Source organism: Micromonospora sp. NPDC047730, from assembly GCF_043204765.1.
Lineage (GTDB): Bacteria > Actinomycetota > Actinomycetes > Mycobacteriales > Micromonosporaceae > Micromonospora.
Genome location: NZ_JBIDCU010000004.1, coordinates 48,244 through 74,451, shown reverse-complemented (window position 1 = coordinate 74,451; position 26,208 = coordinate 48,244). Strand labels below are relative to the sequence as shown.

The following is a 26,208-nucleotide window of genomic DNA, read 5'->3' as shown; positions in this document are numbered from 1 at the left end:
AGACTCGGGTTCAGGACGTCGGGCGGCGGCGGTGCGAGCGGCTGGTGTCGGCGGGGCGGCCGGGGTCGACGTGGCGGGGCCGGTCGGGCTCGTCGGGCCGCAGCGGGACGAGGCCGTCGGTGATGGCGTCGATGATCCGGTCGGTGGCGTGCCGGGCCGCGCCGGGCGTGACGGGCGTGACGTCGCCCAGGTTGACCGGGTCACCGAAGTGCACCCGGACCACGGGGCGCCGCCACATCGCGCGGGCGACGCCGCGCAGCAGACCCTTCGGGGCGCGGTAGGGCACCACCTCGTGCGACCCCCACTGGGCGACCGGGATCACCGGCGCGGCGCAGGCCAGGGCGAGGCGGGCCGTGCCGGTCTTGCCGCGTTCGGGCCACATGCCGGGGTCCACGCCGATGCGGCCCTCGGGGTAGACCAGGATCACCGAGCCGCCGGCGACGGCCGCGGCGGCGTCGTCGAGGGCCCGGTGTACGGCGCTGGTGCCCCGGTCGACGCGGATGTGCCCGGCGCGGCGCATCGCGGTGCCGATGACGGGGGTGCGGAACAGCCCGCCGGTGGCCATGATCCGGGGGGCGACGCCCCGGGCCCGGCAGGCGGCGGCGAGAACGACCGGGTCGAACGGGCTGATGTGGTTGGCGGCCAGGATCAGCGGGCCCCGGCGCAGCGTCTCGGGTATGTCCCCGCTGATCTCGAGGCGGGCCACGAGCGCGACGACGGCGCGGGCGAGCAGTTGCGCGGCGCGCCAGATCAGCGGGGGCTGCCACGTCGGGTGGGCGGTGTCCATCAGCCGGCAATGGTCGCACGCGCGGGCCGGGTGGTGGGGGCGGGGGAGTCGGTTCGGCCCCGACGGCGCGGCGACCGTCGGGGCCGTTCGGCAGAGGTGATCAGGGTCATTGGTCCCGGGTCGGTTAGGGACCCCCGCCCCTGCCCATTCGTCTACGACGAGAAGTAGTATTTACTACGTCTCGTAGTATGCACAGCTGGGGGTTTCTGGTGGACGCGTTGGACGTCGCCCGCTGGCAGTTCGGTGTCACCACCGTCTACCACTTTCTCTTCGTACCGCTGACCATCGGCCTGTCCGTGCTGGTGGCGATCCTGCAGACGATGTGGCACCGCACCGGCGACGAGAAGTACCTGAAGCTCACCAAGTTCTACGGCAAGCTCTTCCTGATCAACTTCGCCATGGGCGTGGTCACCGGCATCGTGCAGGAGTTCCAGTTCGGCATGAACTGGAGCGACTACTCCCGCTTCGTCGGCGACATCTTCGGCGCGCCGCTCGCCATCGAGGCGCTGGTCGCGTTCTTCCTGGAGTCGACCTTCATCGGCCTGTGGATCTTCGGCTGGGACCGGCTGCCCAAGCGGCTGCACCTGGCCGCCATCTGGGCCGCCGCGATCGGCAGCAACCTCAGCGCGTACTTCATCCTCGCGGCGAACTCGTTCATGCAGAACCCGGTCGGCTACCGGATCAACCCCGACACCGGCCGCGCCGAACTGACCGACTTCATGGCGGTGCTGACCAACAAGGTCGCCCTGGTCACCTTCCCGCACACCATCGCCGGCGCGTTCCTGGTCGCCGGCTCACTGCTGGTCGCGGTCGCGCTGTGGCACCTGATCCGCAACCGCGACTCGGCCGACACCCCGGCCTACCGGTTCGCCGCCAAGTTCGGCTCCTGGGTCACCCTGGTCGCCACCGCCGGCGTGATCATCACCGGCGACATCCAGGGCAAGATCATGACCGAGGTGCAGCCGATGAAGATGGCCGCCGCCGAAGGGCTCTACACCACCGAGTCGCCCGCCTCGTTCTCCGTGCTCACCGTCGGCAGCCTCGACGGCAGCCGCGAGCTGTTCGCCCTCAAGATCCCGTACCTGCTGTCGTTCCTCGGCACCGGCGACCCCAACGGCACCGTCCAGGGCATCAACGACCTGCAGGCCCAGTACGCCACCCAGTACGGCGCCGGCAACTACGCCCCGATCATCCCGGTCACCTACTGGAGCTTCCGCTTCATGATCGCCTTCGGGTTGGCCGCCGCCGCCATCGCGCTGCTGGTGCTCTGGAGCCAGCGCAAGGGCCGCACCCCGACCAGCAAGTGGCTGCTGCGCGCCGGCCTGGCCATGCCGCTGCTGCCCCTCGCGGCGAACTCCTTCGGCTGGATCTTCACCGAGATGGGCCGCCAGCCGTGGATCGTGTTCGGCGAGATGCTCACCCGCGACGGCGTGTCCCGCAGCGTGTCGATGACCGAGGTGCTCACCTCGTTCACCGCCTTCACCCTGATCTACGCCGCCCTCGCCGTGATCGAGGTCAAGCTGCTGCTGCGCTACGCCAGGGCCGGCGTGCCCGACCTCACCCCGGATCCCCAGATCGACGACAGCCACGACGACGCCGAGCGCCCGCTCGCCTTCGCCTACTGATCACCGGAGCCCACCGTGGAACTCACCACCATCTGGTTTCTGCTCGTCGCGGTCCTGTTCACCGGGTACTTCATCCTGGAGGGCTTCGACTTCGGCGTCGGCATGCTGCTGCCCGTGCTCGGCCGCAACGACCGGGAACGCCGCGTCCTGATCAACACCATCGGCCCGGTCTGGGACGGCAACGAGGTGTGGCTGATCACCGCCGGCGGCGCGATGTTCGCCGCCTTCCCCGAGTGGTACGCCACCCTGTTCTCCGGCTTCTACCTGCCGCTGCTGCTGATCCTGCTGGCCCTGATCGCCCGCGGCGTCGCCTTCGAGTACCGCCACAAGCGCTCCGAGGCGTCCTGGAAGCGGCGCTGGGACACGGCGATCTTCGTCGGCTCGCTCGTGCCGGCGGTGCTGTGGGGCGTGGCGTTCGCCAACATCCTGCGCGGCGTGCCGCTGGACGCCGACCACGAGTACGTCGGCGGCCTGCTCGACCTGCTCAACCCGTACGCCCTGCTCGGCGGCGTGACCACCGCGGCGCTGTTCCTCACCCACGGCGCGGTGTTCCTCGCGCTGAAGACCGTGGGCGACATCCGCGAGCGTGCCGGCGCGCTCGCGGTGCGCCTGGGCGTGGCCACCGCCGTGCTCGCCGTGGCGTTCCTGGCCTGGACGCTGACCATCCGCTCCAGCACGGCCGCCGTCGTGTTCGCCGTCGGCGCGGCGCTGGCCCTGCTCGGCGGTCTCGCCGCCGCCCGGGCACGCCGGGAGGGCTGGGCGTTCACCGGCACCGCCGTGGCGATCGGCCTGGCCGTGGCGACGCTGTTCGCGGCGCTGTTCCCGAACGTGCTGCCGTCCACCCTGGACGCGGCGGGGACGCTGACCGCCACCAACGCCGCCTCCACCCCCTACACCCTGAAGATCATGACCTGGGTGGCGGTGGTGTTCACCCCGATCGTGCTGGCCTACCAGGGCTGGACGTACTGGGTGTTCCGCAAGCGCATCGGAGTGGCCCACATCCCGCAGCACTGACCCGGCCCGGGACTAGGGTGAGGCGATGACCGGCGACGCGTGGACCAACCTGTTCGGCAGCGCGACGCCGGTCGTCGCCGCCCCGCTCGCCGGGGGCGCCACCACCTGCGCCCTGGTCCGCGCCGTCGCCGCGGCCGGCGGCTTCGCCTTCCTCGCCGCCGGCTACAAGACCCCCGAGGCGGTCACCGCCGAGCTGGCCGAGCTGCGCGCCACCGGGACGCCGCACGGGGTGAACCTGTTCGTGCCCGGTGCCCGCGACATCGACGAGACCACCTTCCGCCGGTACGCCCACCAGATCGCCGCCGAGGGCGCACCGTACGGGCTCGACCTGGCCGGCGCGCCGCTGGTGCACGACGACGACCACTGGCCGGACAAGATCGACCTGCTGCTGGCTGCCCCGGTGCCGGTGGTCAGCTTCACCTTCGGTCTGCCCGACCCGGCGGCGGTGACCGCGCTGCGCCGCGCCGGCACCCGGGTGCTGGTCACGGTGACCTCGGTGGACGAGGCGCTCGCCGCACGCGAGCTGGGCGTCGACGGCCTGGTGGCCCAGGGCACCGAGGCCGGCGGGCACAGCGGCACCCACACCCCGCACCGGCCGGCCCCGCCGACCTCGACCCGCCCCCTGGTCCACGACGTGCTCCGGGCCACCGGGCTGCCGGTGGTGGCCGCCGGCGGCGTCGCCGGCCCCGACGACGTCCGTGACCTGGTCGCCGCCGGCGCCACCGCGGTGGCCGTCGGAACGTTGCTGCTACGCACCGACGAGAGCGGGGCCAGCCGCACCCATCGCGACGCCCTGGCCGACCCGGCCCGCACCGGCACCGTGCTCACCCGCGCCTTCACCGGCCGGCCGGCGCGCGGGCTGCGCAACGCCTTCATCGACCGGTACGAGCCCGTCGCGCCGCTCGGCTATCCGGAGCTGCACCACCTGACCCGGGGCATGCGCGCGGCGGCGGCCGCGGCCGGGCACGCGGACCGGGTGCACCTGTGGGCCGGCACCGGCTACCGGCACGCCACCACCGGCCCCGCCGCCGCCGTGGTCGAGCGGCTGACCGCGACGCTCTGACCGGGCGCCGGCCGGGCCGACGGCGCCACCGCCACCCGCCCCGCCGGCGCCCGCCGCTCAGTGGGCCTCGCGCAACTCCGCCAGCCGCGCCTCGATCTCGGCCAGCTCCGCGCGCAGCTTCTCCGCCTGCTGCTCCGCCTCGGCACGCTCCGCCGCCATGATCTGCTCCACCGCCTCGTGGACCCCCGGCACGTCGACCAGCGCCACCATCCGCAGCGCCTCCGCCGGCTTGACCACGTACGGCTTCGCCAGGGACTTGCTGCCCTGCTGCGCCGCGACCGTCCACTCGCCGTCGGCGTACGCCAGCGTGACCGTCAGCCCCGTTGGGCCCTTCGGCTTCGCCGCCTTCACCGGCCGCCGCGCCGGCTTCGCCTCCGCCGTCTCCACCTTCGGCTCCTCCCGCTGCTCCCGCGGCGCCGGCACCGGCGCCCGGTCCAACACGAACTCCGGCTCCGCCGGCGCCGGCTCGGGCTCCGGCTGCGGCTGCGGCTCCGCCACCTTGCGGCCCACGCCCCGCGGCGCCACCGCCACGTCGGCGGGGGAGAAGGGCAACTCGTCGCGACCGAACCGGACCACCACGAACTCGTCGGACGCCGCCGGGTCGGTCAGCTCCACCACCTGCCCCACCTGCCCGGCGATCTGGCCCGCCGACGCGGTGAACACCACCTTCGGTTTCCGCCCTGCCGCCAACGCCTCCCGGATGGTGCGCACGTCCTCGTCGGACAACCCCTGGCCAGCGCCACCCATCAGCAACCTCTTCCCTCGTACACCTGTTCAGACGCCTGCCTTGATACCAGCCGGCCCCGACACGCGCGAGATCAACCCCCCAGCGCCCGCAGCGCCGCGTCGGCGTGCGCGTTCATGTTCAGCTCACTGTGGACCACCCCGATCACCCGCCGGTCCGTGCCGATCACGAACGTCATCCGCCGCGTGCCCAACGCGCCCAGCGGCAGCCGCCGCCGCACCCCGAACCGGTCCGCCACCACACCGTCCGGGTCGGACAGCAGCGGATAGTCGAACCCGTGCAACCGGGAGAACTCCGCCTGCCTCGCCACCGGGTCCCGGCTGATGCCCACCCGCTGCGCGCCCACGGCCGCGAACTCCGCCGCCAGGTCCCGGAAGTGGCAGCTCTCCGCCGTGCACCCGCGGGTCAGCGCCGCCGGGTAGAAGAACAGCACCACCGGGCCGGCGGCCAGGAACTCCGACAGCCGCCGTGGCGTACCCGTCTCGTCGGGCAGCGTGAAGTCCTCCACCACGTCCCCGACACCCACACCCGCCACCGCACACCTCCACCGTCGTCACCCGGGTCGCGCCGAGCGTATGCGGCGACCGGGCCGCCCACCCCCACACCCACCACCGACCGCCCGTGTGACCTTCCCCTCCCGCAGCAGGCGCGCCGGTCGCGGTAACGTCGGCCCAGCAGCCACGGCAGGGGAGAGGCGCATTGAATCCCGTCACCGTCATCACCGGCGGCAGCCGCGGCATCGGCGCGGCCACCGCCCGCCGCCTCGCCCACGCCGGCCACCACGTCGTGTTCGGCTACCGCCGTGACCGCGACGCCGCCGACAAGGTGCTCGCCGACCTCCACGCCACCGGGGTACGCGGCCTCGCCGTGCCCGCCGACACCCGCGACCCCGAGCGGGTCGCCGCCCTGTTCGACGCCGCCGCCGACCTCGGCCCGATCACCGGCCTGGTCAACAACGCCGGCGTCACCAGCCCCATCGGCGCCTTCGTCGACCTCGACCCGGCCGACCTGCGCCACGTCGTCGACGTCAACCTCGTCGGCTACGTCCTGTGCGCCCAGCAGGCCGCCCGCCGGATGGGTCGCGGCGCCGCCATCGTCAACGTCTCCTCCGCCGCGGCCACCCTCGGCAGCCCCGGCGAGTACGTCCACTACGCCGCCGTCAAGGCCGCCACCGACACCCTCACCACCGGCCTCGCCAAGGAACTCGCCCCCCGCGGCATCCGCGTCAACGCCGTCGCCCCCGGCATCATCCGCACCGACATCCACGCCCTGTCCGGCCGACCCGACCGACCCGACACCGCCGCCGACCGCATCCCCCTCGGCCGCCCCGGCGAACCCGACGAGGTCGCCGCCGCCATCGCCTGGCTCCTCGGCCCCGACGCCACCTACACCACCGGCACCGTCCTACGCGTCGCCGGTGGCCTGTAGCCGTCGCATGCTGCGCCTGCGCACCACCCTCGTCCTCGCCCGCCGTCCCCGGCTCGTCGACGCGGGCTCGTGAGCGGAGGCGTCCGCGCAGGGGCGCGGCCACCCGATCGGTAGGAAAGTTTCACTGATTGCCCCGGCCGATACAGATCATTTACGATCGACGCCCATCACTCGACCGGGTGCCCGGACACCACGGCCCGAACAGGGGAGACCCGATGAGCGACGACCTGGGAACACGCCGCCTGCTCGACACGCCCGCCCGGCGCCGCACCCTCCTCACCGCACTGGGCACCGGCGTCGGCATCGGCGTCGTCGGTATGCCGAGCCCCGCCATGGCGGCCGTCGCCGGCTGGAGCAACCCCACCCTCGGCACCCTGACCTCCGGCTACAAGACCCCCAGCCGCCCCACCCACACCGGCTGGGACGTCGCCAACAACCAGGGCACCCCCGTCTACGCCACCGCCGACGGCACGGTCCGCGACATCAAGACCAACTCGTACCCGGGCGACACCACCGGCGGGCCCCTGCCCGGACGCACCGGCAACAGCGTCCACCTCAACCACGCCGACAGCTACTTCTCCTACTACGGCCACCTCCACCGCGTCCTGGTCGACGTCGGCCAGCGGGTCAGCTGCGGACAACTGATCGGCCTCATGGGCAACACCGGCAACTCCAGCGGCCCGCACCTGCACTTCGAGATCCACCGTCCCCGACTGACCTCCACCGACCCCCGGATCTTCCTCGCCAACCGCGGCATCACCCTCGGCGCGACGGCCCCCGTCGGCAGCACCGGCTACCCGAGCGTCAGCCAGGGCGCCTCCGGATGGGTGCCCCGCACCATCCAGTACCTCCTGCGGGCCCGCGGCATCACCGTCGTCGTCGACGGCGTCTTCGGACCGGCCTGCACCTCCGCCGTCAGGTCGTTCCAGACCAGCCGCGGCCTCTACGCCGACGGCCTCGTCGGCCCGATCACCTGGACCGCCCTCATCCTGCCCCTACGGGAAGGCAACTCCGGCGACCTCGTACGCGGCCTCCAGACCGCCCTCAACGCCCGCGGCGCCAACCTCCTCGTCGACGGCTCCTTCGGCTCGGTCACCGCCAACGCCGTACGCGGCTTCCAGAGCCGCAGCGGCCTCGTCGCCGACGGCCTCGTCGGCCCCGTCACATGGAGCGTGCTCATCTGACCCCGGACACCGCCACGAGTGCGCCCTCTGGCCGCGCCCGGGCTGACACGACGTCCTCTTGAGACGGCACTGCCCGGCCGGAGAGATCACCGGCCGGGCAGCATCCTGGCTCTGGTCAGTTGCCGGTAGACGCGCCCTTCAGGCCCTGCAGCATCTCGGCGAAGTCGGCGGTCTCCGCCGCAGGCGGCGTCTCGACGTTCGCCGCCTTGCCGTAGTCGGTGTAGTCGACCGTCATGTCGCCCATCTTGCCCATGTCCAGGCTCGCCCGGCGCGGCCGGTACTGCTCGTCGACCCAGAGGTCGATCGTGAGCTCCTTGACGCCCTGCTTGGCGTACTGCTGCTCGACGCCCGACCGCAGCTCGGCGTCGAGCTGCCCCAGGTAGGTCGCCACCGGAGCAGTGACGGTGTAGTGGACCGTGCGCGCCCCGTTCACCGTCTCCTCGCCGACGACCGTGACACCCTCGGTGGCGAGCAGCGTCTTGACCTGCTTGGTCGGGTCGATGTCCTCGAACTGCTTGGTGAAGTCCATCCCCGCCTGCTCGCCGGCCGCGGCCAGGTCCAGCTTCATCCAGCGCTTCCCGCCGATGCTCGCGCGGTCCTTCGCCGGGATCTCGACGTAGACCACGCTGCCGATCATCCGGACGACCGTCGGGCTGCCGTCCGGGCCCGCCGTCGTCATCTCGGCCTTGACCGGGTCTCCCAGATCGACCACGCCCTGCACCGAGATCTTCTCGCCGCCCGCCGTGCCCTGCATCGTCACCGTCACCGACTCGCTCTTGTCGGTGGCATCGATCGTCTTCTGCAACGAACCCTTGAGATCACTGGCGAGCAGCTCCAGCACGCTGGGCTGCGCCGGCGCGTCCGAGCCGGGCTTCGAGCCGCAGGCAGTCACCGCGAGTGCCGTGAGCGCGGAGACCGCCAGAACAGTGGTCTTCTTCCAAAGTGACACGTGACAGCTTCTTTCCCCCGAAGGACTCTGGAGATCTCCCCAGACAGAGCGACGACACGCTATCCCAAGCGGTCAACATCGAGGCGCATCCCCGCCGGATCTTTGGTGGAAACCGACACGGCGGCAGGGGAGCGGCCGCCACAATCGGCACATACCGCCCACCCGTGGCGTCGGCCGTCGCCCCCGGGCGCGCCCGCCTGCCACAACCCGGCACCGACCGCGCCCACCCAACGGACCTCGTGTCGACCGCGACGTACGATCCGCATGTGACCAGCAGACCGGACCTGGAGCAGCGCCTGCGCGACCTCACGCGGCTGCGCCGCGTCCGCGACCGGATCGACCGGGAGTACGCGCAGCCGCTGGACGTCGAGGCGCTCGCCCGCGGCGTCAACATGTCGGCCGGACACCTCAGCCGCCAGTTCCGCGCCGCGTACGGCGAGTCGCCGTACGCCTATCTGATGACGCGGCGCATCGAGCGCGCGATGGCGCTGCTGCGTCGTGGCGACCTCAGCGTCACCGAGGTCTGCTTCGCGGTCGGCTGCTCCTCACTGGGCACCTTCAGCACCCGCTTCACCGAGTTGGTCGGCGTGCCGCCCAGCACCTATCGCGCCCGGACAGCGCCCGCGAGCGCGGAGATGCCGCCGTGCATCGCGAAACAGGTGACCAGACCGATCAGGAATCGAGAAGCGCAGGTCACGCAGCCGCAACTAGCCTGACCGCCATGAACATCACCATCCACTACGCCTTCCTTCCGCACACCGACGCGGACGCCGCCCTGGCCTTCTACCGCGACACCCTCGGCTTCGAGGTCCGCAACGACGTCGGATACGACGGGATGCGCTGGATCACGGTCGGTCCCGCCAACCAGCCGGGCACGTCCATCGTCCTGCACCCGCCGGCCGCCGACCCCGGCATCACCGACGACGAGCGCCGCACCATCCTCGAACTGATCGCCAAGGGCAGCTACACCGCCATCACCCTGGCCACCGACGACCTCGACGACGTCTTCGAGCGGCTGCAGGCCAGCGGCGCCGACGTCGTCCAGGAGCCGACCGCACAGCCGTACGGCGTCCGCGACTGCGCCTTCCGCGACCCCACGGGCAACCTGATCCGCATCAACGAGGTGCGCTGAGCCGTCCGGCGAACGCAAGCCGCCACCCGCGCAGCGCGACCGACGCCGGTAGGTCCGACGCCCCGGCCAGACGCGACCGCCGCGCCGGAACCCGGAGCCGCCACGGGCCGAAGCGGCGTGGCAGGCTTGACCCCTGCGCCGAGGGCAACCCGCCAGCGTCGACCGGACAGGCGTCGCCCCACCCCCGACCGCCACCGCCGACCAGGTAGACAAGGACCGTCGCCGCGACCGCGCCGACGATGAAAAACCAGACACACTGCCCCGAAGCTGGCCAGATCGAGCCAAGCCACGCCGACGGAGACCGCGAAGGCGGCCCCGCCCCACAAATGGAGTAACGATGAGCAGGGCCCCGAGGACGGACACACCGCCGCACGTTGCCGACAACCACGACCTGATCCGTGTGCACGGCGCGCGCGTGAACAACCTCAAGGACGTCACCGTCGAGATCCCGAAGCGCCGGCTCACGGTGTTCACCGGCGTCTCCGGCTCGGGCAAGAGCTCCCTCGTGTTCGACACGATCGCCGCCGAGTCGCAGCGGCTGATCAACGAGACCTACAGCGCCTTCCTACAGGGCTTCATGCCGACGCTGGCGCGGCCCGAGGTCGACCTACTTGACGGGCTGACGACCGCGATCATCGTCGACCAGGAGCGGATGGGCGCCAACCCCCGCTCCACCGTCGGCACCGCCACGGACGCCAACGCGATGCTGCGCATCCTGTTCAGCAGGCTCGGGAAGCCGCACATCGGCTCGCCCAACGCGTACTCGTTCAACGTCCCCTCGGTGAAGGCCAGCGGTGCGATCACCGTCGAGCGCGGTGCCGGCAAGACGAAGACCGAGAAGGCGACCTTCACCCGACTCGGCGGCATGTGTCCGCGCTGCGAGGGCATGGGCTCGGTCACCGACTTCGACCTGACGGCGCTGTACGACGACAGCCTGTCGCTCAACGAGGGCGCGCTCACCATCCCCGGCTACACCATGGACGGCTGGTACGGCCGCATCTTCCGCGGCTGCGGCTTCTTCGACCCCGACAAGCCGATCCGCAAGTACACCAAGAAGGAACTGCACGACCTCCTCTACAAGGAGCCGACCAAGATCAAGGTCGAAGGGATCAACCTGACGTACGAGGGACTGATCCCGAAGATCCAGAAATCGTTCCTGGCCAAGGACGTCGACGCGCTGCAGCCGCACATCCGCGCCTTCGTGGAGCGGGCAGTGACGTTCACGACCTGTCCCGAGTGCGACGGCACCCGACTCAGCCAGGAGGCCAGGTCGTCGAAAATCAAGGGAAAGAACATCGCCGACGTCTGCTCCATGCAGATCAGCGACCTCGCCGACTGGGTCCGGAACCTCGACGAACCGTCAGTGGTCCCGCTGCTCACCGGACTGCAACACCTCCTCGACTCCTTCACGGAAATCGGGTTGGGATACCTCTCGCTCGACCGGCCGTCGGGCACCCTGTCCGGGGGAGAGGCACAGCGCACCAAGATGATCCGACACCTCGGCTCATCGCTCACCGACGTCACCTACGTCTTCGACGAGCCCACCGTCGGCCTGCACCCCCACGACATCCAGCGGATGAACGACCTGCTGCTGCGGCTACGCAACAAGGGCAACACCGTGCTGGTCGTGGAGCACAAGCCGGAAGTGATCGCAATCGCCGACCACGTCGTCGACCTGGGCCCGCGTGCCGGCACCGAGGGCGGCGAGGTGGTGTTCGAGGGCACCGTCGAAGGGCTGCGGGCCAGCGACACCCTCACCGGGCGACACCTCGACGACCGGGCCACCCTCAAGGAGTCGGTGCGTCCGTCCTCCGGCGCGCTGGAGATCCGCGGCGCATCGACGCACAACCTCCAGGACGTGGACGTCGACATCCCCCTCGGGGTGCTCTGCGTACTCACGGGCGTCGCCGGCTCCGGCAAGAGCTCGCTGATCCACGGCTCGGTCGCCGGCCGCGACGGCGTGGTCGTGATCGACCAGGGCGCGATCCGCGGCTCGCGACGGAGCAACCCGGCGACGTACACCGGAGCGCTCGAGCCGATCCGCAAGGCGTTCGCGAAGGCCAACGGCGTGAAGCCGGCGCTGTTCAGCTCCAACTCCGAGGGCGCCTGCCCAGCCTGCAACGGCGCCGGCGTCATCTACACCGACCTGGGCGTCATGGCCACCGTCGAATCCACCTGCGAGGAGTGCGAGGGCAAGCGGTTCCAGGCGTCGGTGCTGGAGTACACGCTGGGCGGCCGGAACATCGCCGAGGTGCTCGCCATGTCGGTGACCGAGGCCGAGGAGTTCTTCTCCGACGGCGCGGCGCGCACGCCGGCCGCACACAAGATCCTCGACCGGCTCGCGGACGTCGGGCTCGGCTACCTCACCCTCGGCCAGCCGCTCACCACGCTGTCCGGCGGCGAGCGGCAGCGGCTCAAGCTGGCCACGCAGATGGCCGAGAAGGGTGACGTCTACGTCCTCGACGAGCCGACCACCGGTCTACACCTCGCCGACGTCGAGCAACTGCTCGGCCTGCTCGACCGGCTCGTCGACGCCGGCAAGTCGGTCATCGTCGTCGAGCACCACCAGGCGGTCATGGCGCACGCCGACTGGATCATCGATCTCGGCCCCGGCGCCGGCCACGACGGCGGCCGGATCGTCTTCGAGGGCACACCCGCCGCCCTCGTCGCCGCCCGCACCACGCTCACCGGCGAGCACCTGGCGGCCTACGTCGGCAGCTGACCGACACCCCCTCGCCGACCTTTTCCCCTGGGCGATGGAACGGCTGAACCGTCCGCTGACCGTGGAGGACCTGGCCCGCCAGGCGAACATGAGCTCGCGCAACCTGGCCCGCCACTTCAAGTCGGCAACAGGCACCACCCCGCTGCAGTGGCTGTCGACACAGCGGATCCGTCGGGCCCAGGAGCTGCTGGAGAACACCGACAACAGCATCGACGCCATCGCCGAGGCGGCTGGCATGGGAACCGCCACGACGCTACGCCGACACTTCAACCGCACCGTCGGCGTACCGCCGGACGCCTACCGTCGCACCTTCCGCAGCGCCGGGCCCGCATCAGAATCGTGATCACCCACTCCGACCGCTCGATCGTCGGGCGGCGGGACTCTGACCGCTCCCATTCGCCCTGGTTGGCGCAGCCGACGACGCAACGACAACGCGAAGCCGACTGTACGGGGCTGGGACACGGGGGAGCGGTGCCCACCTGCGCATCGATCCACTTCTAGCGGATCGCGGCATCGGTAGCGCTGGGAGGCTGCTCGCCGGGCTCCAGGCGCCCGATCGTGAAAGCCCACTCGCCGCTGTCCGACCGCCGGACCAGGAGCACCCGGTTCCGTGCGGCCGAGGTGAGCCACCCGGACGGCAGATAGCATGTGTCGGTGCTTCACATGCCTGTGGGCGATCCCCGAAGCTCCCGAGCTGTCTATCCCGGAACGTTCGACCCCTTCACTGACGGTCATCGGGATCTCGTTGATCGGGCGCGGCGCTTGTTCGACCAGGTAACGGTGCTGGTCGCGGTCAACGATGAGAAGCGGCCTACCAAGACCGGTGCGGAACGCGCGCTGGAGATCCGTGCCGTTCTCCCGGCGGGCTGGGAGAACGTGACAGTCGCAGCCTGGAGCGGGTTGACCGTGGCCTACTGCCAGCAACACGGAGCCGGAGTGATCATCCGTGGCGTACGGAACGCCGTCGACGCGGAGCGCGAGTATCAGCTGGCGGCCATGAACGAGACGCTGGGCATCACGACCCTGTTCATGCCGGCTCGGCCCGAACTGGCGACGATCTCCTCGACCGTGGTCCGCGCCGCTGCGACCCAGCCGCGCCCTTCTCGCTGGAAGCCCATGCACCGGTGACAGGCGAGCCTGACGATGTTCGGTTTGGCCCGCGACGGTACGGCCGGCGAGATGTAACACGCCGCGATCAGCGAGCTGCGCTCTAATCTCCGGCAACGCGTAGGCCAGACGCGCGGCCGGACGGCCACTGGCCGCAGCACACGGAATGAGAAGAACAACGAGGTCACGCGCCGATACAGCCTGGTTCGATAATGCACATTATGTCAAGTAGACCGAATATCGCTCCTCCCCGACGCCCCGCCCTCATGGCACAGGGGGCAACCTCACGGACGTGTGGCGGGATCCCGGCCGAGGAAGGCGACGAGGCGGTCGCCCGGGGCCGCGCCGGACGGGACCAACACGGGCGGGCCGAACCGAGACTGGCGGGCCTGCTCGCCGACCAGCGACGCGGACAACGCGAGAAGCTCGGTGGCCAGCCCGGCGGGGATCTCCCGGTCCGCGCCGCAGGCGGTGGCAATGTCCCACCCGTGCGCCGCGAACTCGATCGCGCCGCCGCGCGCGGCACCGCCCGCCCACGCGGCCTGGGCGGGGTGCTGCGCGTCGCCGTGCACCGCCGCACGCACGGCGTCGAGCAGGCGCTGGGTGCGCTCCCGCGCGACGGCCACCGGGTCGGCCCCGCCCGCTCGGGGTGACGCCGGAAGAACCAGTTCTCCCGTGGCGGCGAAGTCGGTGAGGGCGTCGGCGGCGTCGGCGAGATGCAGCACCAACGTCCGCAGGTCCCAGCCGGCGCACGGCGTCGGCCGGTCGAGGTCGGCATCGCCGACGGCCGACAGGGCTCCGAGCGCGTAGTCGGCGGACCGCTGGAACAGCGCGACACTGTCGACGAGCGGGGTCGGGGGTGATGCGGTCACGAGGGTCTCCTTCGGCAACGGGTGGCGGGGGTGGCGTGGCCAGGATGTCTCAGGCGTCCGTCGACATCTCCCACGGTGCCGAGGAAAGGGCCTCTCCGGTCTCGAGCAGCGACTTGAGATTCGCGAGGATGGCGGGCCAGCCCTGCGAGATCCCGGTGTGCATCTCCTGGTCGGTGAGATTCTCGTGGGTCACGGTGAGGCGGACGAAGTCCTGGTGCGGCTCGACGAGGAACGTGACGACCGACGGGCCCGCGGGCGGCTCGTCGCCCGGCGCCGCGAAGGTGATCACCAGGCGTGCCGGCGCCTCGGCCTCGACGACTCGCCCGACGGCGTCGAGGTCGCCTGACCCGTCGGCGCGCCGGTGCTCCCAGGTGGACCCCGGCTGCCAGTCGGAGACGTTGGCGTGTCCCCAGTAGGAGGCCGTCAGGTCCGCGTCTGTCAGGGCCTGCCACACCTGTTCGGCGCTGGCGCGGATGTACGTGACGTAGACGTAGGTCGGCGGGGCCGTGGCCGTGTTGGTCATGGTGTGCTCCTCTGCCTGGTTCCTGATGGCACTGATTACTTGCAGGCGGCGCCTCTCGAAGCCCGAGATCCAGCGCTCCTCGATCTCGTGGATCGGCGTCGGGTTCAGGTAGTGCAGCCGCTCGCGTCCGCGCCGTACGACGGTGACGAGATTGGCCCGGACGAGGACGTCGAGGTGCTGGGTCGCCGACTGGCGCGCCATGTCGAGGCGCTCGCAGAGCTCCCGCAACGTCTGCCCGTTGTGTTCCCGCAGGCGGTCGAGCAGAAGCCGTCGGGTGGGGTCGGCCAGTGCCTTGAAGACCTGGTCCATCTCTCCCGCCTCTGCGCTCACCTCGCCGATTATGCAGGTATCCGCCTGCATAATCCACCCCCTTCCACCGATCGGGCACACGAGCGCGCCGCGCGGAGACCCCGCCCCCCGTCAGCCGGGACCCTGCGGGAGGCCGGCGAGCCGCCGCAGGTGCGCCTCCACCAGCGCGACCCGCGCCGCCACCGGGGCGGGCGGGACGGCGATGAGTTCGTGGCCGTGCTCCCGGTAGACCTGCTCGTGGACACGGGCGAACGCCAGCGACTCGGCGTAGTCGATCCGGCGGGCGGCGGTGCGGGTCACGAAGCCGAGCGGCTCGACGAGGAACACCGGACGCTGGTAGGCCCCCTCCCAGAGCACCCGCTCCACCTCGGCGGCGAGCGTCGGCCCGACGGGGCAGCCCAGGTGCCGGGCGAGCGCCAGGGTGCACAGCGGAGACCTGTCGTGGACCTGCACCGGCCCCCGCGACCCGGCCGCCTCCCGCCGTTCGCGCTGCAACCGCGCCACGGCGTCGACGAAGCCCACCCCGCGCCACGGTTCGTCATCGCCGCGCGCCTGCCCCGCGGCGATGACGTCGGTGGCCGCCTCGGCGACGACGCTCCACCCACGACGTCGTAGCGCGTCGGCGAGCGTCGTCTTTCCCGCCCCGGGCGCGCCGGTGAGCACGTAGCGTTGCACGCTCTCCCCCTTCTTCCCGCCGTTGCCGGCGAACACGAAATTCATGCATAATGGTCCTTATGCATGACGAACAGGACGAATCGGTACTGCGATTGATCGAGGAGTTCCTGACCGCCCGCGCCACCCGCAAGCCCTCCCCCCACACGCTGGAGGCGTACCGGCGGGACCTGCGCACTGTCGCCGCGTTGGCGGCCGAGGAGACCGCCCCTCCCCTCCCCCTCGACGAGTTGCCGCTCACCGCCCTCACTCCCCGGGTCATGCGGGCGGCCTTCGCCCGATTCGCCGCTCCCCGGGCGGCCGCCTCGGTACACCGGGCCTGGTCCACCTGGAACAGCTTCTTCTCCTTCCTGGTCGCCGACGGCGTCGTCGCCGGCAACCCGATGCCGGCGGTCGGGCGGCCCCGGGCGCCGCTCCCCCAGCCCAAGCCCCTGCGTGGGGCGGACACCCCGGAGCAACTGCTGGCCTCGGTGGCGCGGCAGGAGGGCTGGCAGCGCGACCCGTGGCCGGAGCGGGACGTGGCGGTGCTGGCGTTGGCGCTGTGCGCGGGGCTGCGGCTGTCGGAACTGCTGGCGTTGCGGGTGGGTTCGCTGGCGGGTCGCCCGGGTGAGCGGCGCGTCGACGTCGCCGGCAAGGGCGGGCGACCACGCGTGGTGCCGGTCGAGCCGGAGCTGGACCGGGTGCTGGTGGACTACCTGGACAGCCGCGCCCGCCGGTTCGGGTCGCGGACGGTGCGGCCGGACGCGCCGCTGCTGGTGGACCGCCGGGGTGAGCCGCTGCGCCGGGGCGGACTGCAGTATCTGGTGGAGTCCTGCTACCGGCGGGCCGGCATCACCGACCGGGTGCCGCGCGGGGCGCGGTTGCACGCGTTGCGGCACACGTTCGCGACGCGGTTGGCGGAGGACGGGGCGAGCGCGGCGGAGATCATGCGGCTGCTGGGGCACGCGTCGCTGGCGTCGTCACAGACCTACATCGAGGTGACGGCCGGGCAGCAGCGGGAGGCGGTGCGGTCCAACCGTACCAACCGGGCGTTGGCGGCGCTGGCCCCGGCGGAGCGGGGGGCGGGGTCGTGAGGGCGGGTGCGGCGCGCGCGGTCGCGGCGGCATGGGTGCGGGCGTACGCGGCGCGGGAGCCCGGTGTGGAGGGCGCGCTGCTCAGCGGGTCGGTGCTGGGGATGGCGGCGGGCGAGGTGGTGCCGCCGTGGTCGGACGTGGACGTGCTGGTGGTGCGGTCGGAGCCGGCGGAGAAGTTGGGGAAGTTCCGCTGGGGTGGGGTGCTGCTGGAGGTCACGTTCGTGACGTGGGAGGACCTGGGGTCGCCGGAGGACGTGTTGGGTTCGTTCGTGTTCGCGGGGTGTTTCCGGGGCGACGGGGTGCTGCTGGATCCGACGGGGCGGCTGGCGTGGTTGCGGGCGCGGGTGTCGGCGGGGTTCGCCGACGCGGTGTGGGTGCGGCGGCGGTGTGCGGGGGTGCGGGCGCGGATCGAGGCCGGGTTGCGGGGCGTGGGCGACTCGGGGGCGTTGCACGAGCAGGTGACGGGGTGGTTGTTCCCGACGTCGTTGACGGCGGTATTGCCGCTGGTGGCGGGGTTGGTGGAGCCGACGGTGCGGCGGCGGTACGTGGTGGCGCGGGAGGTGTTGGCGGCGTACGGCCTGGTGGACCGGCATGTGGCGGTGCTGGACCTCTTGGACGGCGGTGGGGTGTCGGCGGACCGCGTGGCGGGGCATCTGGCGGGGTTGGCGCGCACGTTCGACGTGGCGGCGCAGGTGGCGCGGACGCGGTTCTTCTTCAGTGCGGACATCACGCCGGCGGGGCGGGTGGTGGCGGTGGACGGCAGTGCGGCGTTGGTGGCGGCGGGGTGTCACCGGGAGGCGATGTTCTGGATCGTGGCGACGTACGCGCGGTGTCATGCGGTACTGGCGGTGGACGCGCCGGAGCGGGGGGTGGAGTTGGCGCCGGCGTTCGAGGCGGCGGTGGCGGATCTGGGGGTGTCGTCCGCGGCGGATCGGCGGCGGCGGGCGGACGAGGTGTTGGCGTTCCTGCCGGGGTGGTGGGCGACGGTGGAGCAGATCGTGGGCCGGTGAGCGCCACAGGCGGGTCAGCGGGTGGCGCTGTGGTGTCGGTCGTCCTGGCCGGGGCGGGGTTGGTCGCCGCCCTCGATGGTGGCGAGCAGGCTCAGTGCGGCGGCGGAGCGGGGGTCGGCGGCGACGTGGGCGATGAGGCGTTGCCCGGTGTCGTCGGCGGTGTGGAGGACCTCGAAGTCGACGTCGACGTCGCCGACGACGGGGTGGTGCAGGTGCTTGCGTCCGGTGCTGCAGCCGTGGACGGGATGGCTGGCCCAGAGGGCGGCGAACTCGTCGCTGCGGACGCAGAGGTCGCCGACGAGTTCGTTGAGGGTGGGGTCGTCGACGTGGCGGCCGGCGACCAGGCGCAGGGATGCGACGGCGCGGCAGGCTTCCTCGTGCCAGTCGCGGTGGAGTTCGCGGGTGTGCGGGTCGAGGAAGAGCATGCGGGTGAGGTTGGGTCGGTCGGCGGGTCGGGCGGGTGCGGTGGGGTCGAGGTGGCCGGCGAGCAGGGCGTGCCCGAGCGGGTTCCAGGCGAGTACCTCGGTGCGTCGTCCCATGACGACGGCGGGGACGGTCGGCATGGCGTCGAGCAGGCGGATGGTGGTGCCGCGGGCGTGTTCGGGGCGGGGTGGACGGCGGCGGCGGGCCCGGGTCGGGCGGGCGAGGTCGGTGAGGTGGGCGCGTTCGTCGGCGGTGAGCCGCAGCGCGCGGGCGAGGGCGTCGATGACGGCGTCGGAGGCGTTGGTGCTCTGGCCCTGCTCGAGGCGCATGTAGTAGGTGGGGCTGATGCCGGCGAGTTGGGCGAGTTCTTCGCGTCGTAGTCCGGGGACGCGGCGGAGGCCGTAGGAGGTGATGCCGACGTCCTCGGGGGTGAGTCGGGCTCGGCGGGACCGGAGGAATGCGGGGAGGTCGCCGGAGGGTCGCCCTGTGTTCATACCTGCATTGTTGCCGGTGGCGTGGTGGCCCGGCCAGGGGCGTGCCTGGCCCTGGGAGTGCTAGGCGGCGTGGTGCTGCGTGGGTCAGGGGTCTGGCTGGCTTCCGGGTGGTCGGCGAGCGTGTCCGGGTGACGGGCGGCATGGGGCCGGCCCGGGGAGAGGGAAGCCTGGTCATGGTGAATGTCGAGGCGGCGTCGGTCGCCGATGCGGTGCGGGTCGAGGAGGGTGGGGCGGGCCGGCAGCGGCTCGCGCTGCTGGTGTTGTTGACGGCGAGTTTCACGTTGGCGGTCGATTTCTCGATCCTGAACGTGGCGTTGCCGGCGATCGGTCGGGACGTGGGCCTGTCGTTGGGGGCGCTGCAGTGGGTGGTGACGGCGTTCGCGTTGTGCGCGGCGGGGTTCACGCTGCTGTTCGGTCGGGTTGCGGACCTGTTCGGTCGGCGGCGGCTGTTCCTGGTGGGGGTGGCGGCGCTCGGGGTGTCGTCGCTGGTCGGTGGGCTGGCGAATGACGCGGGGGTGTTGTTGGCGGCGCGGGTGGTGCAGGGTCTGGCGACGGCGGCGGTGACGCCGGCGGCGCTGTCGCTGTTGACGACGTCGTTTCCGGAGGGGCCGGCGCGTGAGCGGGCGCTCGGGCTCAACGGTGCGGTGATGGCTGCCGGGTTCACCGCCGGTGCCGTCCTCGGCGGTGTGCTGACGGATCTGTGGAGTTGGCGGTGGACGTTCTTCATCAACGTCGTGGTCGCGGTGGCGGTGCTGGCGGTCGCGCCGGCGGTGCTCGCGGAGAGCCGGCCGCAGCGGCGGCCGCGGCTGGACGTGCCGGGTGCGGTGGCGGTGACCGGTGGTCTTCTGGCGCTGGTGTACGGGCTCACCGAGGCTGGGCGGCGGTCGTGGGGTGATCCGCGGGCGTGGGGGTCGCTGCTGGCGGCGGTGGTGTTGCTGGCGGTGTTCTGGATGGTGGAGCGGCGGGTGGCGGAGCCGCTCGTTCCGGTGCGTGTCCTGACCCGCCGCGGTGTGGGTTGGGGGAACGTGGCGGGGATGCTCGCGTTCGCGACGGAGACGTCGCTGGTGTTCCTGCTCACCCTTTACCTGCAGGACGTGCTGGGCTATTCGCCGCTCGCGGCGGGGTTGTCGTTCGCGGTGCTGGGGGTCGGGACCGTGTTGGGGGGAATGGTGGCGCCTCGGTTGCTCGCCCGGATCGGCGGCAAGCGGGCCATCGTCGTGGGGTTCGCGGTGCAGGCCGCGGCGACGTTGCCGTTGGCGTTCCTGGGTGCCGATCGGGTGTGGCTGGTGGTGTTGCTGGCGGCGACGTTCGTCGGTGGGGTGGCGAATCTGGTGGCGATCGTCGGTTTCATGGTTACGGCCACCTCGGGGGTGCCGCCCGAGGAGCAGGGTTTGGCGACCGGGCTGGCGACGATGAGTCAGCAGGTCGGGATCACTCTTGGTGTGCCGGTGATGTCGTCGGTGGTGACGGCGGTCGCCGCCGGTGCGTCGGGTGTGGTGCTGCAGGGGGTCGGGGTCGCGGTGTGGGTGAATGCCCTTGCCTGCGTGGGTGCGGCGGTCCTCGCCGGGTTCGTCCTTCCGTCGGCGCGGGAGGGGGCGTGACCGTCCGGCACGTGCGGGCGGTCGCCGGTCTCGGCGGGGTCATCGAGCTGGTGTTCGCGGCCCGCGTGGAGCGGGACGAGCGTTTCGCTCCCCCGGCGTTCTGATCCGGGAACCGGGCTGCCGGTGCCGGGTGCGGCCCGAGGTGGTCGGGTGGCCGGGGTTACGGCGGCCGGTCCACCCGGGGTCCGTCGTGTCCGGCCCGGCGTCGAGGGCGTTCGTCGCCGGGCCGGACGATGTCAGAGGTGGCCGGCGTCGAGGGCGTTCGTCGCCGGGCCGGACGGCATCAGGCCTGGCCGGTGGCGCGGCGGGCGGCGTCGAGGGCGTTACGGAAGAGCATCGCGACGGTGGTGGGGCCTACTCCCCCGACGCGGGGGGTGATGGCGCCGGCGACGTCGGCGCAGGTCTCGTCGACGTCGGGCAGCAGGCGGCGTCCTTCGTAGCGGACGCCGCCGCCGATGACGGTGGCGCCGGGGCGGACGTGTTCGGGCTGGATGATGCCGGGGACGCCGGCGGCGGCGATGAGGATGTCGGCGCGGCGGGTGTGGGTGGCCCAGTCGGGGACGCCGGTGTGGACGACGGTGACGGCGGCGTTGGCGGTGGGGCGTTTCTGGGTGAGCAGCAGGGCGAGGGGGCGGCCGAGGGTGGCGCCGCGGCCGAGGATGACGACGTCGCGGCCGGCGACGGGGATGTCGTGGAAGGCGAGCAGGGCTTCGATGCCGGCGGGGGTGCAGGGCAGCGGGCCGGGCAGGCCGAGGGCGAGTCGTCCCATGTTGAGCGGGTGCATGCCGTCGACGTCGAGGTCGGGGTCCATGGTCTGCAGGGCCCGGTCGTAGTCGAGGTGGCTGGGGATGGGGTGTTGGATGAGCAGGCCGTGGACGTCGGGTGCGGTGTTGAAGTCGGCGATGGCGCGGTGCAGGTCGGCCTGGGTGACGGTGGCGGGCAGGTGGATGTGGGGTGAGTCGAAGCCGAGTTCGGCGGCCTGGCGCTGTTTGATGCGGATGTAGCCGGCGCTGGCGTCGTCGTCGCCGACGAGGATGGTGGCGAGGCTGGGGGTGATGCCGGCGGCGCGTAGGGCGGTCACGCCGGCGGCGACGTCGGTGAGGATGCGCTCGGCGACGGGGGCGCCGGGCAGGAGTCGGGCGGTGGGCATGGTGCTCCTCTGCCAGCGGAGGCCCAGGCGGTCGACCTCTGCTCGTGGAGCTCCCCGATGGTTGTTGCCATCCCCTGGCCGCCAGTCGCGTCGGGTTCAGCTTGCCACAGGTGGTCAGCCGAGGTCGACCAGGAGGGGGCGGTGGTCGGAGATGGCGGACAGGGGGGTGTGTACGGCGGTGACGGGCGGGAGCCGGTCGATGCCGTGGCGGTCGGCGAGGATGTGGTCGAGTTGCACGCGGGGTTGCCCGGCGGGGTAGGTGGGGCGGCGGCCCAGGGGGCGCCAGCCGGTGAGGAGTCGGGCGGGGCCGGCGGGGAGGTTCAGGTCGCCGAGGAGGATGCGGGGCGCGGGCAGGGTGCGTAGGGCGCGGACGGTCTGGCGGAGTTGGTGGGCGTTCCAGCCGGGGACGAAGGACAGGTGGGTGGCGGCGACGGTGAGGTGGCCGTGTGGGGTGTCGAGGACGGCGGCGAGGACGACGCGGGGTTCGTCGTGCAGGAGGGTGAGGCCGCCGCCGGGCCCGGGGACGTAGACGGGTGAGCGTACGGGGGCGGGGCGCAGGCGGGTGACCTGCCAGCTGCGGACGCGGTGGCGGGTGACGAGGCCGACGCCGTAGCAGGGTTCGCCGTGTCCGTCGTCGTCGTGGCGCAGGGGGCGGAACTGTTCGCCGGGGGTGCCGACGACGGCGGCGGCGAAGCGGTGTTCGTCGGCGCCGAGGGCGCGGGCGGCGATGGCGGTGAGGTCGAGTTTGCCGCTGCGGCTCTGGTCGCGGTCGACTTCCTGAAGGGCGAGGACGTCGGCGTCGAGGGCGGTGACGGCGGCGGTGAGCCGGTCGGGGTCGACGAGGCCGTCGGTGAGGGACCGGCCGTGCAGCAGGTTGAAGGTGGCCAGGCGCACGTTTGCACACTACGTGGCCGTGGGAGGGTTGCCGGGTGTTGAAGGTGCTGTGGTGTTCGGTGGTGCTGTTCGTGGCGGTGGGTGCGGTGGGTGTGTGGTTGCGTCGGCGTCGGCGTCGGGGCCGGTGACGGTGGTGCGTCCGGCGGGGTTGGGGGTGCCGGTCGAGTTTTGGCGGATGCGCCGAGCCGCGCCGTATGCATCGAGAGGCATCGGTGCACGCCGAGTTGGAGTGTTCTTCTTCGGGGACGCCGCGGCGTAAATGATGTCCTGGGACGGCGTGGTGCCGCGATCATGGAGCGGACACGGACCCGTAACCGATGGGAGTCGCTTCCCGTGCCTGTGCCTGCCGACCCGACGGTCCTCCATCCGATGCCTGAGCAGCCGCGGGTGGTGCTGCTCCGGCCGCTGGTGAGGTCCCCGCTGATCGAGGTCGGGGAGTACTCCTACTACGACGACCCGGATGATGCGACCGCGTTCGAGACGCGCAACGTGCTCTACCACTACGGGCCGGAGAAGCTGATCATCGGCAAGTTCTGCGCGCTGGGCACGGGAGTCCGGTTCATCATGAACGGTGCCAACCACCGGATGGACGGCCCCTCGACCTTCCCCTTCCCTACCGTGGGCGGCTCGTGGTCAGAACACTTCGACCTGCTCACCGGGTTGCCGAGCCGAGGGGACACCGTCGTCGGCAACGATGTCTGGTTCGGTTACGGCGCGACGGTCATGCCCGGCGTACGGATCGGACACGGCGCGATCGTCGGCGCGGGCGCCGTGGTCACCAGCGACGTACCCGATTACGGCATCGTCGGCGGTAACCCGGCCCGCCTCATCCGCACCCGTTACAACGACCAGGACGTCGCCCGGCTGCTGGCGGTGGCCTGGTGGGACTGGCCCGCGGAGCACATCACCGCGCACGTGCGGACGATCATGTCGGGCAGCATCGCCGATCTGGAGGTCGCCGCCCCGGACACTCCGCACGTGTGACGCGCGGCTAGGGTGGCGGACATGTACTTCCATCAGATCTACGGCTGACAGGGTCGGGGCAGCGCCCCGGCTCCCGCTCGCATGTCCAGGTGCGCCCTACGACCGGCCTTTCCCGGAGACGTCGGCGCGCTGGCTTGCGGTGTCCTCTTCGCCGTAGACCTGAAATGAGTGAGCTTCCGTGTCTTCCGTGTACCGTCGCCGCGCCCACATCGCGATGGTCGGCATCCCCGCCGTCAGCCACGTCCTGCCAAGCCTTGAGGTCATCCGCGAGCTCGTGGCTCGGGGCCACCGCGTGACCTACGCCAACGACCCGGCGGTGGCCGATCTGATCGCGGCCACCGGCGCCGAACTCGTCCCCTGCACGTCCGAACTGCCGGTCGCCGACAACGACTGGCCCGACGACCCCGTTGCCGCGATGGGTCTCTTCCTCGACGACGCCATCCAGGCGCTCCCCCAGTTGCGCGCCGCCTACGATCCCGACCCGGCGGACCTGTACCTGTACGACATCGGCGCCTACGCCGCGCGCGCCCTCGCCGAGTCGCAGGACCGGCCCGTCCTGCAGCTGTCTCCGACGTTCGTGGCGTGGGACGGCTACGAACAGGACGTCGTGGCACACCTGCGGCAACTGCCGGGTGCCGACGCGTACCGGGCGAGGTTCGCCCGGTGGCTCGCCGACTGCGGGGCGTCCACCACCGACGTGGACGCCTTCTCCGGTCGCCCCCCGCGGGTCCTTGCGCTGATCACCCGGGCGATGCAGCCACACGGCGACCGGGTCGACACCGACAGGGTGACCTTCGTCGGGCCCTGCTTCGACGTACGTGCGGGCGCGGACGGCTGGACGCGCCCGGCGGGCGCGGAGCGCGTGCTGTTGATCTCCCTGGGGTCGGCGTACACCCGTCAGCCGGAGTTCTACCGCCAGTGCCTGGCGGCCTACGGCAACCTGCCCGGCTGGCACGTCGTCCTTCAGATCGGCAAGTACACCGACCCGCGGGAACTCGGCGACATCCCGCCCAACGTCGAGGTGCACTCCTGGGTTCCGCAGCGTGCGATCCTGGAGCAGGCGGACGCTTTCGTCACCCATGCTGGCATGGGCGGCTGTGGCGAAGGACTACTGGCGGGTGTCCCCATGATCGCCGTGCCGCAGGCCGTCGAACAGTTCATGAACGCCGACCGGCTCGTGGAACTGGGCGTGGCCCGCCGCATCGACACCCCCGAAGCCACCGCCGAGACCCTACGGGCGGCCCTGAACGGCCTGGTCACCGACGCGCAGGTCGCCCGCCGTTCGGCACTGCTGCGCGTCGGCGCGCAGGCCGAGGGCGGCACCGCGCGCGCCGCCGACCTCATCGAGGACATGCTGGCCTGAGCCTTGCCCGTCGCAGCCGGGGGTGGTGAAGCGGCATTTCGCTGTTCACCACCCCCGTTCTCAGCTGCGGCTTGTCCCGGGAGCGAGGAGGCTGGTGAGCTCGGCGATCGCTTCCGCGGAGGGTGTGGGGTGGCGGCGGAGGTTCTCGGGCTTTTGTGCCGTGACTGCTGGTGAGGCTGGCCACAAGGGGTCTCGTGGGGCGGGCGGCGGTGGGAAGAATGGCGGCCCGTGGACCCCCTGTCGCTGACCACCCTGCTCGCTGCGGCCGCCATGGCCGGTTGGGTCGATGCCGTGGTGGGGGGTGGGGGGTTGTTGCTGTTGCCGGCGTTGTTGGTGGCGGCGCCGGGGATGCCGGTGGCGTCGGCGTTGGGGACGAACAAGCTGGCGGCGATCGCGGGTACGACGACGGCGGCGGTGACGTACGCGCGGCGTACGAAGATCGACTGGGCGGTGGCGGGGCCGTCGGCGGGGTTGGCGGTGTGTTGCGCCGGGTTGGGTGCGGCTCTGGCGGGGGCGGTGCCGGCGTCGGCGTACCGGCCGGTGGTGTTGGCGGTGCTGGTGTCGGTGGCGGTGTTCGTGGTGCTGCGGCCCCGGTTGGGGGTGGTGGCGCAGCCGGAGCGGCGGACGCGGTGGCGGGTGGCCACGGTGGTCGCGGTGGCGGGTGTGGGGATCGCCCTGTACGACGGGTTGATCGGGCCGGGTACGGGGACGTTTCTGGTGTTGGCGTTCACCGCGTTGGTGGGTGCGGACTTCGTGCACGGTTCGGCGATGGCGAAGATCGTGAACGCGGGCACGAACCTGGGGGCGTTGGTGGTGTTCGCGGCGACCGGGCATGTGTGGTGGCTGCTGGGTGCGGCGATGGCGGTGTGCAACATCGCCGGAGCCGCGCTCGGGGCGCGGATGGCGCTGCGGCGCGGCTCCGGCTTCGTGCGGATCGTGTTGTTGGTGGTGGTGCTGGCGCTGGTGGGCAAGCTCGGTTACGACCAGTGGGTGGCGTCGACCTGACCGCTCCCCCGGTGCGAGGCCGGCCCCCAGTTTCTGCGGATCCCGGGGGTGCGACGGCCGGCCTCGGCGCCGGTGGGTG

Annotated in this window: 26 protein-coding genes and 1 riboswitch; of the genes, 16 read left to right on the top strand and 10 right to left on the bottom strand. The window is 72.0% G+C overall.

What is annotated here, in order from left to right; genetic code table 11:
• Positions 1–10: 10 nt before the first annotated feature.
• Positions 11–787, bottom strand: a complete 777-nt coding sequence (locus ACGF5G_RS12300) for a lysophospholipid acyltransferase family protein (RefSeq protein WP_393261852.1) — start codon at positions 785–787, stop codon at positions 11–13.
• A 209-nt stretch (positions 788–996) separates the two neighbouring features.
• On the opposite strand from ACGF5G_RS12300, the gene ACGF5G_RS12295 reads away from it, so the two are divergent.
• The 3 genes from ACGF5G_RS12295 to ACGF5G_RS12285 are packed head-to-tail and all read left to right on the top strand — an operon-like array spanning position 997 to position 4,489.
• Positions 997–2,412 carry a cytochrome ubiquinol oxidase subunit I gene (locus tag ACGF5G_RS12295; RefSeq protein ID WP_393261849.1) on the top strand — a complete coding sequence of 472 codons (1,416 nt, stop codon included), beginning with the start codon at positions 997–999 and terminating at the stop codon, positions 2,410–2,412.
• Positions 2,413–2,427: 15 nt separating this feature from the next.
• Positions 2,428–3,426 carry a cytochrome d ubiquinol oxidase subunit II gene (cydB, locus tag ACGF5G_RS12290; protein WP_393261847.1) on the top strand — a complete coding sequence of 333 codons (999 nt, stop codon included), beginning with the start codon at positions 2,428–2,430 and terminating at the stop codon, positions 3,424–3,426.
• Positions 3,427–3,451: 25 nt separating this feature from the next.
• On the top strand, positions 3,452–4,489 hold the full coding sequence (locus ACGF5G_RS12285; protein ID WP_393261846.1) for an NAD(P)H-dependent flavin oxidoreductase: 1,038 nt from the start codon (positions 3,452–3,454) through the stop codon (positions 4,487–4,489).
• Positions 4,490–4,546: 57 nt separating this feature from the next.
• Here the strand turns inward: ACGF5G_RS12285 and ACGF5G_RS12280 are convergent, their stop codons facing one another.
• Both ACGF5G_RS12280 and ACGF5G_RS12275 read right to left on the bottom strand, forming a co-directional pair.
• Positions 4,547–5,236, bottom strand: a complete 690-nt coding sequence (locus ACGF5G_RS12280) for a hypothetical protein (protein ID WP_393261843.1) — start codon at positions 5,234–5,236, stop codon at positions 4,547–4,549.
• A 71-nt stretch (positions 5,237–5,307) separates the two neighbouring features.
• A complete protein-coding gene (locus tag ACGF5G_RS12275) occupies positions 5,308–5,769 on the bottom strand; it encodes a peroxiredoxin (RefSeq protein WP_393261841.1) in 462 nt (153 codons plus the stop codon).
• A 164-nt stretch (positions 5,770–5,933) separates the two neighbouring features.
• On the opposite strand from ACGF5G_RS12275, the gene ACGF5G_RS12270 reads away from it, so the two are divergent.
• Both ACGF5G_RS12270 and ACGF5G_RS12265 read left to right on the top strand, forming a co-directional pair.
• Entirely contained in the window at positions 5,934–6,662 is a 729-nt protein-coding gene (locus ACGF5G_RS12270; protein WP_393261839.1) for an SDR family NAD(P)-dependent oxidoreductase, read from the top strand.
• Between the two features lie 215 nt (positions 6,663–6,877).
• On the top strand, positions 6,878–7,846 hold the full coding sequence (locus ACGF5G_RS12265; RefSeq protein WP_393261837.1) for a peptidoglycan DD-metalloendopeptidase family protein: 969 nt from the start codon (positions 6,878–6,880) through the stop codon (positions 7,844–7,846).
• A 115-nt stretch (positions 7,847–7,961) separates the two neighbouring features.
• Here ACGF5G_RS12265 and ACGF5G_RS12260 read toward each other — a convergent pair whose 3' ends face one another.
• The gene (locus tag ACGF5G_RS12260; RefSeq protein WP_393261835.1) at positions 7,962–8,795 is read right to left on the bottom strand and encodes a hypothetical protein; all 834 of its coding nucleotides are present in this window, start codon (positions 8,793–8,795) and stop codon (positions 7,962–7,964) included.
• A 266-nt stretch (positions 8,796–9,061) separates the two neighbouring features.
• Between ACGF5G_RS12260 and ACGF5G_RS12255 the strand changes: the two genes are divergently transcribed.
• From ACGF5G_RS12255 to coaD, 5 genes are all read left to right on the top strand, one after another.
• Positions 9,062–9,511, top strand: coding sequence for a helix-turn-helix transcriptional regulator (locus ACGF5G_RS12255; RefSeq protein ID WP_393261833.1), 450 nt, complete (start codon positions 9,062–9,064; stop codon positions 9,509–9,511).
• A gap of 5 nt (positions 9,512–9,516) precedes the next feature.
• Complete coding sequence (locus tag ACGF5G_RS12250) at positions 9,517–9,927, top strand: VOC family protein (protein ID WP_393261830.1); 411 nt, start codon at positions 9,517–9,519, stop codon at positions 9,925–9,927.
• A 337-nt stretch (positions 9,928–10,264) separates the two neighbouring features.
• Positions 10,265–12,649 carry an ATP-binding cassette domain-containing protein gene (locus tag ACGF5G_RS12245; RefSeq protein WP_393261827.1) on the top strand — a complete coding sequence of 795 codons (2,385 nt, stop codon included), beginning with the start codon at positions 10,265–10,267 and terminating at the stop codon, positions 12,647–12,649.
• A gap of 34 nt (positions 12,650–12,683) precedes the next feature.
• Positions 12,684–12,992 carry a helix-turn-helix domain-containing protein gene (locus ACGF5G_RS12240; RefSeq protein ID WP_393261825.1) on the top strand — a complete coding sequence of 103 codons (309 nt, stop codon included), beginning with the start codon at positions 12,684–12,686 and terminating at the stop codon, positions 12,990–12,992.
• Positions 12,993–13,312: 320 nt separating this feature from the next.
• Positions 13,313–13,777 (top strand): pantetheine-phosphate adenylyltransferase, encoded by a 465-nt coding sequence (gene coaD / locus ACGF5G_RS12235; protein ID WP_393262597.1) that lies wholly within the window; start codon positions 13,313–13,315, stop codon positions 13,775–13,777.
• Positions 13,778–14,040: 263 nt separating this feature from the next.
• On the opposite strand, the gene ACGF5G_RS12230 is transcribed toward coaD, so the two are convergent.
• The 3 genes from ACGF5G_RS12230 to ACGF5G_RS12220 all read right to left on the bottom strand — a co-directional run bounded on the left by ACGF5G_RS12230 (position 14,041) and on the right by ACGF5G_RS12220 (position 16,180).
• The gene (locus ACGF5G_RS12230) at positions 14,041–14,628 is read right to left on the bottom strand and encodes a TIGR03086 family metal-binding protein (RefSeq protein WP_393261822.1); all 588 of its coding nucleotides are present in this window, start codon (positions 14,626–14,628) and stop codon (positions 14,041–14,043) included.
• Between the two features lie 49 nt (positions 14,629–14,677).
• Positions 14,678–15,481: an ArsR/SmtB family transcription factor gene (locus tag ACGF5G_RS12225; protein ID WP_393261820.1), complete on the bottom strand. Its 804-nt coding sequence runs from the start codon at positions 15,479–15,481 to the stop codon at positions 14,678–14,680.
• Positions 15,482–15,571: 90 nt separating this feature from the next.
• Complete coding sequence (locus ACGF5G_RS12220) at positions 15,572–16,180, bottom strand: AAA family ATPase (protein WP_393261817.1); 609 nt, start codon at positions 16,178–16,180, stop codon at positions 15,572–15,574.
• Between the two features lie 14 nt (positions 16,181–16,194).
• On the opposite strand from ACGF5G_RS12220, the gene ACGF5G_RS12215 reads away from it, so the two are divergent.
• Positions 16,195–17,205 (top strand): tyrosine-type recombinase/integrase, encoded by a 1,011-nt coding sequence (locus tag ACGF5G_RS12215; RefSeq protein ID WP_393261815.1) that lies wholly within the window; start codon positions 16,195–16,197, stop codon positions 17,203–17,205.
• Complete coding sequence (locus ACGF5G_RS12210) at positions 17,202–18,215, top strand: hypothetical protein (protein ID WP_393261813.1); 1,014 nt, start codon at positions 17,202–17,204, stop codon at positions 18,213–18,215. Before ACGF5G_RS12215 ends, ACGF5G_RS12210 begins: the two co-directional genes overlap by 4 nt.
• Before the next feature lie 14 nt (positions 18,216–18,229).
• On the opposite strand, the gene ACGF5G_RS12205 is transcribed toward ACGF5G_RS12210, so the two are convergent.
• Positions 18,230–19,132, bottom strand: a complete 903-nt coding sequence (locus ACGF5G_RS12205) for a helix-turn-helix domain-containing protein (RefSeq protein WP_393261810.1) — start codon at positions 19,130–19,132, stop codon at positions 18,230–18,232.
• Between the two features lie 128 nt (positions 19,133–19,260).
• Here ACGF5G_RS12205 and ACGF5G_RS12200 point away from each other — a divergent pair, with 128 nt between their 5' ends.
• Complete coding sequence (locus tag ACGF5G_RS12200) at positions 19,261–20,733, top strand: MFS transporter (protein ID WP_393261808.1); 1,473 nt, start codon at positions 19,261–19,263, stop codon at positions 20,731–20,733.
• Between the two features lie 283 nt (positions 20,734–21,016).
• Here the strand turns inward: ACGF5G_RS12200 and ACGF5G_RS12195 are convergent, their stop codons facing one another.
• Both ACGF5G_RS12195 and ACGF5G_RS12190 read right to left on the bottom strand, forming a co-directional pair.
• Positions 21,017–21,883 carry a bifunctional 5,10-methylenetetrahydrofolate dehydrogenase/5,10-methenyltetrahydrofolate cyclohydrolase gene (locus tag ACGF5G_RS12195; protein WP_393261806.1) on the bottom strand — a complete coding sequence of 289 codons (867 nt, stop codon included), beginning with the start codon at positions 21,881–21,883 and terminating at the stop codon, positions 21,017–21,019.
• A 14-nt stretch (positions 21,884–21,897) separates the two neighbouring features.
• A riboswitch (ZMP/ZTP riboswitch) is annotated at positions 21,898–21,982 on the bottom strand.
• 15 nt (positions 21,983–21,997) lie between these two features.
• The gene (locus ACGF5G_RS12190) at positions 21,998–22,777 is read right to left on the bottom strand and encodes an endonuclease/exonuclease/phosphatase family protein (RefSeq protein ID WP_393261805.1); all 780 of its coding nucleotides are present in this window, start codon (positions 22,775–22,777) and stop codon (positions 21,998–22,000) included.
• 333 nt (positions 22,778–23,110) lie between these two features.
• Between ACGF5G_RS12190 and ACGF5G_RS12185 the strand changes: the two genes are divergently transcribed.
• From ACGF5G_RS12185 to ACGF5G_RS12175, 3 genes are all read left to right on the top strand, one after another.
• On the top strand, positions 23,111–23,761 hold the full coding sequence (locus tag ACGF5G_RS12185) for a CatB-related O-acetyltransferase (RefSeq protein ID WP_393261802.1): 651 nt from the start codon (positions 23,111–23,113) through the stop codon (positions 23,759–23,761).
• A gap of 214 nt (positions 23,762–23,975) precedes the next feature.
• On the top strand, positions 23,976–25,124 hold the full coding sequence (locus ACGF5G_RS12180) for a macrolide family glycosyltransferase (protein WP_393262595.1): 1,149 nt from the start codon (positions 23,976–23,978) through the stop codon (positions 25,122–25,124).
• 228 nt (positions 25,125–25,352) lie between these two features.
• On the top strand, positions 25,353–26,129 hold the full coding sequence (locus ACGF5G_RS12175; RefSeq protein ID WP_357461918.1) for a TSUP family transporter: 777 nt from the start codon (positions 25,353–25,355) through the stop codon (positions 26,127–26,129).
• Positions 26,130–26,208: the final 79 nt, after the last annotated feature.

Bases quoted from the DNA above. Each gene is read 5' to 3' on its own strand.
- ACGF5G_RS12205 (WP_393261810.1), bottom strand. From the start codon at position 19,132: ATGAACACAGGGCGACCCTCCGGCGACCTCCCCGCATTCCTCCGGTCC.
- coaD (WP_393262597.1), top strand. From the start codon at position 13,313: ATGCCTGTGGGCGATCCCCGAAGCTCCCGAGCTGTCTATCCCGGAACG.
- ACGF5G_RS12215 (WP_393261815.1), top strand. From the start codon at position 16,195: ATGCATGACGAACAGGACGAATCGGTACTGCGATTGATCGAGGAGTTC.
- ACGF5G_RS12250 (WP_393261830.1), top strand. From the start codon at position 9,517: ATGAACATCACCATCCACTACGCCTTCCTTCCGCACACCGACGCGGAC.
- ACGF5G_RS12245 (WP_393261827.1), top strand. From the start codon at position 10,265: ATGAGCAGGGCCCCGAGGACGGACACACCGCCGCACGTTGCCGACAAC.
- ACGF5G_RS12285 (WP_393261846.1), top strand. From the start codon at position 3,452: ATGACCGGCGACGCGTGGACCAACCTGTTCGGCAGCGCGACGCCGGTC.
- ACGF5G_RS12240 (WP_393261825.1), top strand. From the start codon at position 12,684: ATGGAACGGCTGAACCGTCCGCTGACCGTGGAGGACCTGGCCCGCCAG.
- ACGF5G_RS12280 (WP_393261843.1), bottom strand. From the start codon at position 5,236: ATGGGTGGCGCTGGCCAGGGGTTGTCCGACGAGGACGTGCGCACCATC.
- ACGF5G_RS12265 (WP_393261837.1), top strand. From the start codon at position 6,878: ATGAGCGACGACCTGGGAACACGCCGCCTGCTCGACACGCCCGCCCGG.
- ACGF5G_RS12220 (WP_393261817.1), bottom strand. From the start codon at position 16,180: ATGAATTTCGTGTTCGCCGGCAACGGCGGGAAGAAGGGGGAGAGCGTG.
- ACGF5G_RS12195 (WP_393261806.1), bottom strand. From the start codon at position 21,883: ATGCCCACCGCCCGACTCCTGCCCGGCGCCCCCGTCGCCGAGCGCATC.
- ACGF5G_RS12180 (WP_393262595.1), top strand. From the start codon at position 23,976: ATGGTCGGCATCCCCGCCGTCAGCCACGTCCTGCCAAGCCTTGAGGTC.
- ACGF5G_RS12300 (WP_393261852.1), bottom strand. From the start codon at position 787: ATGGACACCGCCCACCCGACGTGGCAGCCCCCGCTGATCTGGCGCGCC.